The 13,182-nt window shown below is 67.9% G+C and carries 10 protein-coding genes, 1 tRNA gene and 1 pseudogene; 7 read left to right on the forward strand and 5 right to left on the reverse strand.

Features of this window, described 5'->3' with window-relative positions; genetic code table 11:
* The first annotated feature begins 246 nt into the window (after positions 1-246).
* On the forward strand, positions 247-1,623 hold the full coding sequence (locus MED01_RS35380) for a helix-turn-helix domain-containing protein (RefSeq protein ID WP_238672853.1): 1,377 nt from the start codon (positions 247-249) through the stop codon (positions 1,621-1,623).
* Here MED01_RS35380 and MED01_RS35385 read toward each other — a convergent pair.
* Positions 1,599-3,422: a S9 family peptidase gene (locus tag MED01_RS35385; RefSeq protein ID WP_238672854.1), complete on the reverse strand. Its 1,824-nt coding sequence runs from the start codon at positions 3,420-3,422 to the stop codon at positions 1,599-1,601. The two genes, MED01_RS35380 and MED01_RS35385, sit on opposite strands and share 25 nt — an antisense overlap.
* Before the next feature lie 311 nt (positions 3,423-3,733).
* Between MED01_RS35385 and MED01_RS35390 the strand changes: the two are divergent.
* The 6 genes and pseudogenes from MED01_RS35390 (at position 3,734) to MED01_RS35415 (ending at position 8,652) form a co-directional block, all read left to right on the forward strand.
* Positions 3,734-5,139, forward strand: a pseudogene (locus MED01_RS35390) (APC family permease).
* On the forward strand, positions 5,136-6,149 hold the full coding sequence (locus MED01_RS35395; protein ID WP_238672855.1) for an acetamidase/formamidase family protein: 1,014 nt from the start codon (positions 5,136-5,138) through the stop codon (positions 6,147-6,149). Before MED01_RS35390 ends, MED01_RS35395 begins: the two are co-directional and overlap by 4 nt.
* A 10-nt stretch (positions 6,150-6,159) precedes the next feature.
* Positions 6,160-6,837, forward strand: a complete 678-nt coding sequence (locus MED01_RS35400; protein ID WP_238672856.1) for a GOLPH3/VPS74 family protein — start codon at positions 6,160-6,162, stop codon at positions 6,835-6,837.
* Positions 6,838-6,887: 50 nt separating this feature from the next.
* On the forward strand, positions 6,888-7,838 hold the full coding sequence (locus MED01_RS35405) for a hypothetical protein (protein ID WP_238672857.1): 951 nt from the start codon (positions 6,888-6,890) through the stop codon (positions 7,836-7,838).
* A gap of 35 nt (positions 7,839-7,873) precedes the next feature.
* A complete protein-coding gene (locus MED01_RS35410; RefSeq protein WP_238672858.1) occupies positions 7,874-8,503 on the forward strand; it encodes an N-acetyltransferase in 630 nt (209 codons plus the stop codon).
* A 74-nt stretch (positions 8,504-8,577) separates the two neighbouring features.
* Positions 8,578-8,652 (forward strand) — tRNA-Lys (locus MED01_RS35415).
* A gap of 262 nt (positions 8,653-8,914) precedes the next feature.
* Here the strand turns inward: MED01_RS35415 and MED01_RS35420 are convergent.
* The 4 genes from MED01_RS35420 to MED01_RS35435 form a co-directional block, all read right to left on the reverse strand.
* On the reverse strand, positions 8,915-9,901 hold the full coding sequence (locus MED01_RS35420) for a serine/threonine-protein kinase (protein ID WP_238672859.1): 987 nt from the start codon (positions 9,899-9,901) through the stop codon (positions 8,915-8,917).
* Complete coding sequence (locus MED01_RS35425; RefSeq protein WP_238672860.1) at positions 9,898-10,263, reverse strand: PadR family transcriptional regulator; 366 nt, start codon at positions 10,261-10,263, stop codon at positions 9,898-9,900. The genes MED01_RS35420 and MED01_RS35425 overlap by 4 nt, the downstream gene beginning before the upstream one ends.
* 160 nt (positions 10,264-10,423) lie before the next feature.
* Complete coding sequence (locus tag MED01_RS35430; RefSeq protein ID WP_238672861.1) at positions 10,424-11,149, reverse strand: hypothetical protein; 726 nt, start codon at positions 11,147-11,149, stop codon at positions 10,424-10,426.
* A gap of 527 nt (positions 11,150-11,676) precedes the next feature.
* Positions 11,677-13,155, reverse strand: coding sequence for a tyrosine-type recombinase/integrase (locus MED01_RS35435; RefSeq protein ID WP_238672862.1), 1,479 nt, complete (start codon positions 13,153-13,155; stop codon positions 11,677-11,679).
* Between the last annotated feature and the right edge of the window lie 27 nt (positions 13,156-13,182).

Below are 13,182 nucleotides of genomic sequence, written 5' to 3' on the forward strand. Positions count from 1 at the left end.
CCCAACCCTCCATCGACATGCAGCGCGGTGCCGGTATCTCCACACTCACCCTTCGAGTCCTCTGGGTGAATGCCGGGCATGCGGACGAAGTGGTTGTCCGCATCCGCGTGCCCAACGCGTGGGCCGTCAATCGGCGGCGATTCGGGCGATCCTGGTTGCGTCCCGCCAGACGGTGAGTGACCCTATGTGCGGATGTCCACGCCGCTCGATTCCATTTGGTCTGGAGTGGCCTGAGGAGGCGGTGTCATGGGTCAGGCCCCGCGGGCGCTGCAGCCGTCCTTGTCCGAGCGGCATTTCTTCGGTGCCGAACTCCGCCGGCGGCGGGAGCGGGCCGATCTCTCCCAGGCGCGCTTGGGCTCCATGATCCGATTTAGCGCTGATCTGATTCGTCGGGTCGAGACCGCGGATCGATTCCCCTCTCGGGAATTCGTCGAGGCATGTGACAAGGCGTTGGCGGCCGACGGAGCCTTGATGCGACTGCTACCGCTGCTTGAGAAGACGCGGAACAAGGAGGGCGAGCCGTCGGGCGGCCATGCGGGCGTCACCAAGTTGCTGCCCGCCTACTCGGCGCAGCCGTCGGGGAAATCTGAGATGGTCGTCCGGGTCCCATTTCAACCGGGGGTCCTTGATCGTGCCGCCCTGGATTGGCTGAATGCCCCATCCGGCCCGCTTCTGTCCATGCACGCGCGACTCGGCTCGTCTGATCAGGTCTGCGATGAGGACCTCTTTTCCGCTGAGACCGCTCTGGAGATGTTCCGACAGTTGGACCACACGCACGGCGCTGGACGGATCCACGCCCAGGTGCAGCGATACGTCGAGGATGAGCTGAACCGGTTGCTGGCGAACAGTCCCGCCTCGGAAGCGATCGGTCGGCGTCTGTACACGCTGGCGGCTGGCTTCTTCGAGCTGTGTGGCTACCAGGCGGTCGATACCGGTGCACATGGTCTCGCGCAGCGGCGCTACCTACGTGCATTGCGGCTGACGCAGGCCGCCGACGACCGCCTCTACGGCAGCTACCTGCTGGCTGTGAACATCGGCCACCTCGCGCTGCACTGCGGCCACCCCGAGCCGGCCTTGCGGATGGCGCTCACGGCGGTGCGAGGCGGTGAGAGTCTGGCGACGCCAGCCGTGAAGGCAGGGCTGCACGCCGTGGTGGCACGCTCGCACGCCCGACTCGGGCGTGAGGGTGAGTGCCTCAGCCACCTCGACATAGCGGAGAGGCAACTGGCCCGCAGCCGGCCTGAGGACGAGCCGACGTGGATTCGGTACTTCACATCGGCGTATCTGGCGGACGAGATGGCCCACTGCTTCCATGACCTGGGCAGACCGCAGCAGACTCAACAGCACCTGGGTGACGCTTTTGCCGCGTTGAGTCCCACGCACGTCCGTCGTCTTGCTATCGACACCGCGCTACTGGCCTCGTCGTTGGCCGTCGCCGGCCGCATTGATGAAGCATGCGTTGCCGCCCGGGAGGCGGTAGATCATGCGGCGAAGACCGCCTCGCACCGTTGCTTACAGCGCGTCGTCGAGGTCCAAGCGGACCTTGAGCCCTACCGATGCGAGCTGGAGGTTCGTGAGCTCGGCGAGTACGTTCGCCATCAGCTGCCGCTCGCGGCGGTGTGACCGCCTCGACTGGTCACGGCAGCTGCTATCGCTGCGCGGTAGTGGGCCAATTCCGCCTCCAGTGCCGCACCCGCCCGCTTGGACGTTGCAACGTAGTGGCCGACCTCGGGGAGGAGTAGTAGCTGGTGAGGGATGCTGCGAGCCTCCAGTTGATCAGCAAGCTCCCGTACGTCCTCGGCCACGGCCACTTCATCGGCAGTGCCATGAATGAACAGCACAGGTCGCTGAACGGCAGCGGCATCGACTCGCCCGGCACCGCCGCGAAGCCGCATGGCATGCGCACGCTGGAATCGGGGCACAGTCTTCGTCCACCGGTCAGGATCCACGATCGCTGAAACGGCGGTGGCAGCAGCGAACGGACCATCCTGCGCCACAGCGTGCAGCGCCGTGTATCCGCCAGCGCTGGCACCGCGGATGAAGACCTGCCCTGAGACGGCTTGCCCTGCCGTTAGGAGCTGGTTCGCCACTGCTGCGCAGTCGTCGACGTCGTCCAAGCCCCACCGGCCATACAGAGCTTCCCGGAAGGCTCGGCCGTACCCCGTGCTGCCGAGGTAGTCCACATCTACGACAGCGAATCCGCGACTGGTGAAGAACTGCGCCTGCCAGTCCAGGCGCAGCAGGCAGGATGCGGTTGGCCCAGGGTGCGCCCGAACGATCACGGGAGCCCGCCACGACGCCGGTGAGCCCGTCGGTGGATACACCAGCGCCAAGACCTCACGACCATCTGTGACGCGGACCCGCAGCTCCGTCGCCTTCGACACCTGAACGCGGGCAAGCCCAGCGTGCTCCGATCGGGCAAGCACCTCCACCTGCGGGTCGTCATCGGCTAGGTGAACGAGCGCGATCTGGGGTGCCGCCGTTGGTGACGAACCGATCAACGCCACCGTCGTACCCAGCGCGGCCAGGTAGGGCTTGATCGACGTGTACGGCAGGTTCACCTGGCGGACGGTGCCGAGAGCGTCGATGACAACGAGTCGGTGTCGCGGCCCGTCCTGCACTGCCACGACGATTCGACCGTCGTCGAGGAAGTCGTATGACGCGTACCCCAGCTCCCACGGCTCTGCGGCGCACTCGCCGGCGATGGATGCAACCGCCTCAATCTTGTCTCCATCCCAGCGGAACAGATTCCACCAACCGCTGCGGTCTGACATGAAGTACAACGCGCCATCGGGTCCCCACCGAGGCTCGATTGCTGACTCGTCAGCACCGCCGGCGACCTTGACCGGTGCCTCGATGTGCCCGTGCGATGAATAGGGCGCCACCCATACCTCGCAGGCATCCCAAGGCATGTCGCGCTCGCTCCAAGCAGACCAGGCCAGGGAACTCGGACCGGGCCTTGGTGCGCTTAGGAAACCTCTGCTCGCGACGAGGGTTCTCAGCTGTCGTGCGCCCAAGAGTGGAAACGCGATCAGCTCGTCGCCGTGTTCCGACTCTCGCACCGCCAGCAACTCGCCGTCGCCGAGCGTCAGATCTCCCAAGGACGTCCGGCTGACCAGGTCGAGCTCACCGCCATGACGACCCTCGTACAGGCCACCTTCGCCGACACACCACAACGACTCCCCGGCGATGGCGAAAGACCCGCCACCGTATGCGTGCACGTTGTTTGTGACGTTGAACCCCGCAGGGCTGGCATCGAACTTGCCCTCGCCGGCCCGCCAGCGCGTCAATGTCGTGACCCCGCCAGCGTCCGGACGGGTTTCCAACCAATAGAGCGTGCCGTCAGAGACACGAAGCTGGTCGTAGCTGACAGACGCGCTGACAGCGTCGGCCAACGAGACGGCGGCGACAGAATCCGCCACTTGCACGGCCCTCCTCGAACAACTCTGGCATGCCCCCGCCCGTCGCCGGACCGGCCGGGGCGAGTGTCCCCCAGACATCGGAGACTCTACGCCGGACTTGCCTGTCCCGGCCGCCGGACATCTTGTGCCGAACTGGCCGCTGTCGGGTCGCCCCGCAGAGCCCTCTTCATGCGGACAACTCCTCTGTCCGCATTTCCGGTATCGACCCGGCTATCCATTCCGAGCGACCCTCTCGAGGTGGAAAGGCCCGCAGGCCTGACCGGCAATGGCTGTCCTGCCCGAACAAATACGAGATGATCGGAAGGGCTTCGATGCAATTGCAAGAGGAATTGGTGCGTTACGGCTACCGCCAAGAATTGAGCCGCCGTTTGCGGTTCCGGGATCTACTTGCCTACGGCTTGGTGTACATGGTGCCGATCGCGCCGATGGCGATCTTCGGCAGTGTGTACGCCGGCTCCGGCGGCATGGTCGCCCTGGCGTACGCGGTTGGTGTGGTGGCGTTGGTGTTCACGGCGTTTTCGTATGCGCAGATGGTGAAGGCGTTCCCGATGTCGGGCAGCGTGTACAACTACGCGGGCCGGGGCATCAGCCCGCCGGTCGGGTTCCTGGCCGGTTGGGTGATCCTCCTCGACTACGTGCTCGTACCGGGGCTGCTGTACCTGGTGGCGTCGGTGGCGATGCACGCCACGGTTCCGTCGGTGCCGGTGTGGCTGTGGCTCCTCGGCTTCGTCGCGGTCAACACGATCGTCAACTCGGTCGGCATCCGCATGACCGCGGTGGTTACCCGAGTGATGCTCGTCGGTGAGCTGATCGTCTTGGCGGTCTTCTTGGCCGTCGCCGGCTGGGCTCTCGCGACCGCAAGGGTCGGTTCAGTTGGGCGGCGTTCTACAGCGCCGACACGTTCACCTGGTCGGTGGTGGCGGGGGCGGTGTCGATCGCGGTCCTGTCCTTCCTCGGCTTCGACGGGATCAGCATGCTGGCTGAGGAGACCAAGGGCGGCTCCCGTCAAATTGGCCGCGCGATGGCGGCCGTCCTGATTTTGGCCGGGGTGCTGTTCATTGCGCAGACGTGGCTGGCCGCGATGCTCGCCCCTGACCCGGCCTCGCTGCTGGCCGAGGGTGATCCGAGCGGGACCGCGTTCTACGACGCCGCCGCCGTGGCTGGTGGGGGTTGGTTGGCGACGGTGTGCGCGGTGGCGACGGCGATCGCGTGGGGGTTGCCGAACTCGATGGTCGCGCAGGTCGCCACGTCTCGGCTGCTGTACGCGATGGCCCGCGACCGGCAGCTGCCGGCGTTCCTGGCGAAGGTGTCGATTCGCCGCAACGTGCCGATCAACGCCACGCTGCTCACCGGCGCGGTGTCCCTCGCTCTTGGCCTGTACATGGCGACCCGTGCGGATGGGATCACCCTGCTGTCGTCGCTGATCAACTTCGGGGCGATGGTCGCGTTCCTAGTCCTGCACGTCTCGGTGGTGGTGCACCACCTCATCCGGCAGCGCAGCGGGAACTGGTGGTCGCACCTGGTCATGCCCGCGATCGGCTTCGCGATTCTGGTGTGGGTTGTCGTCAACGCCAACATCGCCGCCCAGCGCCTCGGCCTGGCATGGCTCGCCCTCGGCATCATCGTCCTGGCTGGCTTGTACCTGTCCGGCCGCCGACCTGCCCTCTCGGGACTGGCGCCCGCGCAACCGCAGGCCCGTCACGTGGAGCGGGTGTGACCGGAATGGACACGTTCACCTACCGGCCCGCCTGGGATGAGCTGGCGTACACCTTCGGCGGGCGGATGCCGGTGGCGCACGTGCGCGGCGGGGACGTGTTCACCGTCGTGACGGAGGACTGCTTCGGTGGTCTCGTTCGGGGGCCTGCGGATCTGCCGTCGCAGGTGTGCCGCATGCCGTACCTCAATCCGGTGTCAGGACCGTTCTTCGTCGAGGACGCCGAACCCGGCGACACCCTCGCCGTCCACCTCGCCGCCATCACCCCGGCCCGGGACTGGGGTGTGTCCTCGACGTTCCCGCACTTCGGCGCCCTGACCTCCACCTCCCACACCGCCACCCTGCAGCCTCCGCTGGAGGAGCGGGTGTGGGTGTACGGCATCGACCGGCAGGCCGGGACCGTACGGTTCGAGGCCACCCGCAGCGACCACAGCGTGGACCTGCCGCTGGACCCGATGATCGGCACGATCGGTGTCGCCCCCGGCGGGTTCGAAGCCCGCTCCACACTCGTACCCGACACCCACGGCGGGAACCTCGACACCCCGCACCTGCGCGCCGGCACCACCCTCTACCTGGGGGTGAACGTCCACGGGGCGATGCTGGCCCTCGGCGACGGGCACGCCCGCCAGGGCGACGGCGAGGCGTGCGGCGTCGGCGTGGAGATCGCCACGACCACCACCCTCGCCATCGACGTCATCAAAGGCGTGAGCACACCGTGGCCGCGGTTGGAGACCGACCGGGACATCCTGACCATCGGTTGCGCGAGGCCCCTGGAGGATGCCTACCGCATCGCCCAGCACGACCTCGTCGGCTGGGCCAGCGCCCTGACCGGCCTGGAAACCCTGGACGCCTACCAACTCGTGTCGCAGGCCGGGCGGGCGCCGATCGGCAACGTGTGCGACCCCAACTACACCGTCCTCGCCGCCATCGACAAAACGCTGCTCCCCGCCCCTGGACCCGCGTACGCCGGGACACACGAGCGGCTGCGGCGGCTCACCGCTGGGCTGCGGTAGGAGCCCTCGAATGACTGCGTCGATCCCGCGCCTGCCGCTGCGCGATGACCTGTTCCTCCTCGGCCACGACGACGACACCGGACACCCCCACGTGCACCGGCAGACCCTCGCCCTCGGGCTCGCGGGCGCGGTCCTGATCGACCTGTACCTGGCCGGGCGGGTGACCCTCGACCCGAACGACGACACCCGCCCGGCCAGCCACCAACGGATACACCCGCACATCGACCGGCCGGTCGGGGACCTAATCGCCGACGCCGCGACCGCCACCATCCGCCACACCCACCCACACCTGCGGGGGTGGCTGCGGGGATTCTCCGACGACCTGTATGACCGCACCCGCGCCGGCCTCGTCGCCGGCGGGATCCTGCGCCACCACACCCGACGGCGCCTCGGCGGCCTCATGCGCAGCAACGCCTACCTGCCCACCGACAGCAAATGGGCCGTCATCGCCCGCTCCCGCCTGCGCTACCTCGCGGCTGGCCGCGAACAACCCGACAACCACACCGCCGCCCTCGGCGGCCTCGTCGCCGACCTCGGCCTTACCAGCCACCTCTACCTCGACGACGACATCACCACCCTGACCAGCCGCCTGAAAGCCATCGCCGGGCAGCACTACCAGCCGGTACGCGATATCACCGCCGCCGTAGACGCCGCCGTGGGGGACCTCGCCACGACCGCCTACCGCTAGGCCCAATTCACCTCACCTCGAGAAAGTTGACCGTGAACAACCTGCCCCACGTGCGACCCGCGACCGAGACGCCCCACCCGACGGGCCGGCGAGCCGTAAAGGTCACTGCCGCCGTCTGCGCGCTCGGCCTCCTCGCCACCGCCACCGCTATCCCGAACTGGACGGGTGCCGCCGGGCCAGCCCAATCCCCACCCTCACCTTCCACCAATGACCCGGTCCGGTCGGCCGCGTCGCCCTGTCCGTCACCCGCCGCCCTGACCGCGGCACAGCTCAAGGCACGCGCACAGCAGAAACTCGACCCATCGCCGACGCATCTGCCGGAGTCGGCCCCTGCGCAGCAGGCTCTGGAAGCGGTCACGGTTGGGCCGTCCGGCTGCGACGCCATCCCGGGCCGGTTCGCCTACGTCCACCTGCTGCAATGGGCCACGGACACCACCATCGCGGGCAACAACGCCACCACGCGGATCGTGCTGTTCGAAGAGCAGCGCTGGCGTGCCGACGATGCCTCCGGACGCGTCATCCGCAGCCGTTACCCCACCGGTAAGCGGCCCACCGACGACAGCACCTACGAGCCCGGCGAGCTGGATGGACCCATCGGGCCGATCGCTGCCGACCCGGCGGCGCTCAGCGCGCATATCGACGCCACCCAGCCCCGATTCCTCGGACCCACCGCCGTCATTCGCGGCCTCGTCAGCCTGCTCGGCTGGCGTACTCCCAACCAAGCCGCCCGCACCGCGGTCCTCACCGCTCTGCGCGACACCCCCGGAATCGCGTACCACGGACCGGTGACCGACCGGGCGGGCCGAACCGGCGTCGGCGTCAGCGCCACCTCCGACGACATCCGCTTCCTGCTGATCCTCAACCCCACCACCGGCGAACTACTCGCCTACGAAAGAGCAGCGCTCACACCGCCACCAGGCAGCGACCGGACCGGCCCCCTGGTCGACGACTACCACCTGTTCCTCGTCCACACCCGTGCCAGCAGCAGCGGCAGTTCCTGACCTGCGCGACCAACAACCTCGAAGGGAATCTCGCCATGGACACTGCAACGCGCATCCGCGCCGCCCGCTGGGCGGACAAAGACCACGTCGCCGCACTGATCGCCGACGCACTCCATCCCAGCCCTCTCGCCACATGGCTGATCCCCGACCCAGGCCCACGCCGCCGGATCCTCACCGACGTCCTCGGTATCTGGATCGAACACGCCATGTTCTACGGCGACATCCACCTCACCGACGACGCCGCCGCCACCGTCGGCTTCCACCGATACCGCAGCATCCCGCCACCGGCGCATTACCAGGTGCGGCTGGCCGACGCGGCAGGCCCGCACACCGATCGCTTCGACATTCTCGATCGGTTGCTCGCCAAGGCGCGACCCACCGAGCCCCACTATGAGCTGGCGTTTCTCGCGGTGCGGCCGAGCAGCACAGGTGCCGGCCACGGCACCGCCATGCTCGCCCACCACCGCAGCCGCCTCGACCACGTAGGCCTGCCGTCCTGGACCAGCACCACCTCGGCCAGTGACCTCTACCGCCGGTACGGCTATACACTCCGTCCGCCGATCATCCTGCCGGACGGTCCAACCCTTCACCCGATGCGCCGCAACCCCGAGTCAGACGGCCATCGGCTGTCGGTCATCACCGCTCAGGAGTCGCGGCGGGCGTAGATCAGCATCGCTCGTCTCGACCGGGGGCGGACATCAACCCGGGCACAGGTGGTCGGGTAGCCTGATAGCGCAGAGGGCCGTTAGCTCAATGGCAGAGCTGAGGACTTTTAATCCTTAGGTTCTGGGTTCGAGTCCCAGGCGGCCCACCATACAAAGCGTTCTGCTCAGGCATCCTGCCGGTGATCGCCGCGAACCCTATTGGGGCTAGGACCTCGCTGTCAGCCCTTGCTGAGCCAACAGCGGAGCAGTCCGACGGCCCCGCCCGGTCACCAAGCACAGCAACTCCCATTCCTGACCTGCCGCGCTATCGACGGGCTACAAGCCCAGCTTGCGCCAGCCTCGCTGGGTGTCTCGCGGCCTGCTGGCCCCCGCCAGGTGCACCTGCGCGACGTTGGCATGATCCGCAGACCGCTATTTGCCGCAGTTCGGGCACCGCTCGTGCAGGCGTACCGCCAGAGTGTCGGCCGTCGCGCTGGATCGCGCCCGGATTGCGAGCGCGGCAGCCAGGGTGGTTCCTCCCAGGAGGAATATGGCTGCGGTCGTCCCGGTGATGACGCGGAAGTCAGCGTGACCAGCACCGACGATGTTTTCGGTCAGTGGGTACAGGCCGAGCAGTCCGATCGGGGTGAGCAGGACAAGAAGAGCCCAGAGTCCTCGGGCGTCACCGCGCAGCGACAGCACGATCGCGGCGAGCATGGCGGTCAGCAAGAGAACCGCGCCGGCTTCCGGAAGGAACGCGCCCCCGTAATTGAACCGGTAGAACCACGAACTCTTCCCGGACAGGACTCCAGCTGCGATGAGGGCTGCCGCCGATGCGACCGCCAAGGGCGTGAGGCGTTGGCGTCGCGCCGTGTGGGCGGGGAATGCCAGTGCCAGCAGGCCCAACGTTACCTGGGGCACCAGAACGAACAAGTACGGGCGGGGCAGCTCGAACAGGGCGGCGATGGGCACCACCGCGGCGGTGAGGAACAGTGCCAGTCCGATGGCGACGCGTGCCCACCGGGCTGGAGCGATGACATGAACGGCGCCCGCCAGTAGCCAACAGCCCCACACGACGATGCCGGTGGTGGCGAATGGTCCGAAGGCTGGTGCACCCCAGCTGGCCGAACTGGTGACCACCTCGGCGGTTCCCCAGAAACCCGCGAGAGCGGTCGCGGTGATGAAGCTGAGAACGGCGGCGAGGCGTATGCCAGGTATGAGGTCAGCGGCACCGGCAGCGCGTAGGCGCTCACCGACGCCTCCGGCCAGCACATCCACCACATCGATAATCGACGGCCAGCGGCGATCGGGTTCCGCCAGGTCGAGGTAGGTTCCGACGATTTCGCCGCCCCGTGCCTGGCGGTAGCCAGCGGGGTACGCCCGCAGCAGCTGCCGGTAACGGCGTTCCAGGTCCCTCATGCCAGCCCTCCCAGGGCGCGTGGGGCAATGGGTCGGGCGGCGGGCGCCAGGGCACCCAGGCGGGCGGTCGCCGCCTTCACATTGCGCCGCAGGCGCTCGGTCTCGCCGGCGAGGGTGGCACTACCGGTTGTGGAAAGGCGGTAGTAGCGGCGCTGGCGGCCGTCAACGACCTCCTCCCGGTCGGCCTCGATGAGGCCGGCGTCCACCATTCGGTCAAGCGCGCCGTACAACGTGCCAGGCCGCAGGGACAGCCGACCCTCGGACAGGGCCGCCACCTCCCTGATGATCCCGTAACCATGCATTGGCGGGCCAGCGAGAGCGGTCAGGATCCAGAAGGTCGGTTCCCGCAGCGGTGCATCCACCATGGCAATATATCGGGCACAAAGGTATGATAGGGGCAAACCGCCGACAACGTCTGGAGGCGACCGAGTTGGCGCGTCCGCCGCTCGGTTGCATCGCGGAGAACTCAGCCGGTGACGTTGATGAGCGAGGTCATCGCGGCTTCGGTTCTGCGGTGCGTTGTCATGGCGTTGAAGAAGGCCCCTCTTCGTCGGGCGGTGGGTATTCGGCAGCGTTTCGAACGATTTCCTCGGCGTCGAAGGTGACGTTGGCGACGATCTCGTAGTCGGCGACCCGGGCGCGTAGTGCCGCGAGTCGGGCTGCGGCCTGTCGTAGGCGTCCGCCCTCCACGTCGAGAGCGGCGAGCAAGTCGGTGTTGTCGATCCACGTCAGCACGTGGTCGACCTCATCGTCGAAGTCGGCGGGGTCCGTGATGTCTAGGGTGCTGGCCATCCATCTCAGTAGTTCGACCTGCTTGTCGAGTGCTACGCACGGTTCGCCGCTGCGAAGGGCGTCGACGGCGCGTTCGTAGGCGGGCGCGGGGACGGCCAGCGGGGGTGCGCCGAGTGCGTCGTGAGCGACGATGACCGCCGCCAGTTCAACTGCCGGGGTGACGGCGGCGAACCTACGGACTACACCGCCGTCGTTGACGTGGATGATCTTGTCCGGGTCCTCAAGGGGTATCGCCTTGGCGGTGGTGATGGTGCGGCGCTTCGTGCGGTCCGGCGGGCGAGGATCCATGAGGGTGCTGCTGGCGACGGTGATTGGGGTGTCGGCGGGCAGTCGCTGCATCAGCTTCGCGAGCTGGCCGGCGGTGCGGATCGCGATCCTGCCGTCGACGAAGGCGTCGTGTACTGCTGCGAAGGCGGCTGCTTGCTGTTCTTGGTGTTCCTGCCAGTCGCTGATCAAGGTGTTCCTCCGGAAGTTGTCGTTGATGCTGGTGCTCGTGGGTTCGGTGCCGGGAGGCGTCGTGCATGACGTGGTGACGCGCTGGCCGCGAGGCGGCCTCGGTCAGGTTCGCGTGAGGTCGTTCGGCACATATCCGGGCCGCGACGTTTCACCGTCCGCTCGTCGGGCGACTCGCCGCCGATCCTGGGACGAGCGGAGGTACGTCGTGCCGGTAATGCCGCAGTCTCGCCAGGTGTGGATTCGTCCGCGGCCAAGTCGAGGCCCGCTCGTTCCGGCTGGCTAGTCTGCGGTGGTCTCGATGTCCTTTGGCCGGCATCGGTGACCGCTCGTTGCCGTATGGCACTGCCGATCTCGCCCGGACGGAGCATCCGGTCGAGGGGCTGGCGCGCCGTGGTCGCTGGAGTGGCGCTGCTGGAGATCCCTCTTGCTGCTCGTGGCGGCGTGCTGCGTCACCTTCGTTGGCGTCGACCTCGACGGCGGGGGCGGCATTCGAGGGCTGCCGTCCCCGCCTGGCGGGTGTTGTCTGTCTACGCTGCGCGCTTGCGTCGGCGGGGGAGTAGTTCGGCGGCGGCTTCGGCTTTGGCGCGTTCGACGTCGAGTTCGGCGATGACCGAGGTGTAGACGTCGGTCATGGCGGCGGAGGAGTGGCCGAGGAGTTCCTGGATGTCTTTGAGGTCGGCGCCGGCGGCTTTGAGGTAGGTGGCGGCGCAGTGCCGTAGGTCGTGTAGCCGGATCGGGGGTAGGTCGGCGTCGCGGACGAGGACCTCGAAGCGGTCGGTGACGGCGTTGGGGTGCCAGGGCTTTCCGTCGGGTTGGACGAAGAACAGTCCGGTGTCGGGCCAGGTGTGGCCGGCGGCGAGTTTCCACTGGGCGCGGCGGGCGTGGTGGGCGCGCAGGACGACGCGGGTGATGCTGGCCATGGCCATGATCCGGTTGCCGGACTCGGACTTGACCTTCTTGATCACTGGTGTGTAGCCGTGGGTGGCGATCTGTTGGGTGACGCTGATCAGGGAGTTGTCGAGGTCGACGGCGGTGTCGGTGAGTCCGACAGCCTCGCCGCGGCGCAGTCCGCGGTGCAGGATGAGCGCGAACAGTGGGTAGAGGACGACGTCGTGCTCTTCGGCGTGGTCGAGGAACGCGCCGGCCTGCTGCGGGGTCCACACCATGACCGGGCTGGGTCGCTCGCCGGTGTCGCGCCACCGTTGGACGGCTTTGGTGGTCCATACCCGGGCTTTGGGGCGTACCCCGGAGGGCAGTTCGATGTGGGCGGCGGGGTTGAAGTCGATGAGCCGGTTGTTGCCGCGGCGGATGGCGTCGTTGAGTGCCTTGCGCAGGGTGGCGCGGATGCGGTGCATGCTGGCCGGTTTGGTGGTGCGCAGGCCGCGGACGCTGGCGCGGATGGTGGGGTCGTCGCTCTGGCGGGCGATCTCGATGGCGGTGCTGCGGTCGGCGATGGTGGCGAACATGGCCTCGACGTGCTCCACCCGTAGTTTCACCAGGGCGATGGCGCCGAGGTGCGGGACTAGGTGGACGCGGATGTGCGACTCGTAGGCCAGCAGGGTGTTGGGTTGGACGCTGCTGAGGCTGCGGCGGGATGCCAGCCATGACTGCAGGTACTCGCCGACGGTGGTCGTGACGGTGGCGGGCAGTCCGGCGCGGACCCGTCGGGCGATGGTGTCGCGGTCCGGCAGTGGTGCGCCGGCGGTGACGGCGAGGAGCATGTCGGCGATCTCGGCGGCAACGGCTGGGTCGTCGCTGGCGAGGGCGAGTAGGGCTTTGGCGTGGTCGCGGTCGCCGGTGGCGGCGTCGCGGGTGTCGAAGGTGCTGCGGCGTAGTTGCCGGCGCGCCTGGCCGGGGTGGGTGGGCAGTTCGAGTTGGTAGGCCCACCGTCCGTGGGTGGGATTCCACGCTCCGCTCGCCCGGCGAAGCTGCGGACAGTGGTTGCCGAGTTTGCGCCGGTTGCGGTCGCGGCACGCGCAGCGTTTGAAGACGGATCCTTCCGCCATGATCAGTTCTCTCCCTCGGGTGGGGTG

It is taken from the genome of Micromonospora alfalfae (assembly GCF_022230925.1).
Lineage (GTDB): Bacteria > Actinomycetota > Actinomycetes > Mycobacteriales > Micromonosporaceae > Micromonospora > Micromonospora alfalfae.

Excerpts from the sequence above, each read along its gene's own strand:
- MED01_RS35380 (WP_238672853.1), top strand. The coding sequence starts at position 247 with ATGGGTCAGGCCCCGCGGGCGCTGCAGCCGTCCTTGTCCGAGCGGCAT.
- MED01_RS35400 (WP_238672856.1), top strand. The coding sequence starts at position 6,160 with ATGACTGCGTCGATCCCGCGCCTGCCGCTGCGCGATGACCTGTTCCTC.
- MED01_RS35435 (WP_238672862.1), bottom strand. The coding sequence starts at position 13,155 with ATGGCGGAAGGATCCGTCTTCAAACGCTGCGCGTGCCGCGACCGCAAC.
- MED01_RS35410 (WP_238672858.1), top strand. The coding sequence starts at position 7,874 with ATGGACACTGCAACGCGCATCCGCGCCGCCCGCTGGGCGGACAAAGAC.
- MED01_RS35420 (WP_238672859.1), bottom strand. The coding sequence starts at position 9,901 with ATGAGGGACCTGGAACGCCGTTACCGGCAGCTGCTGCGGGCGTACCCC.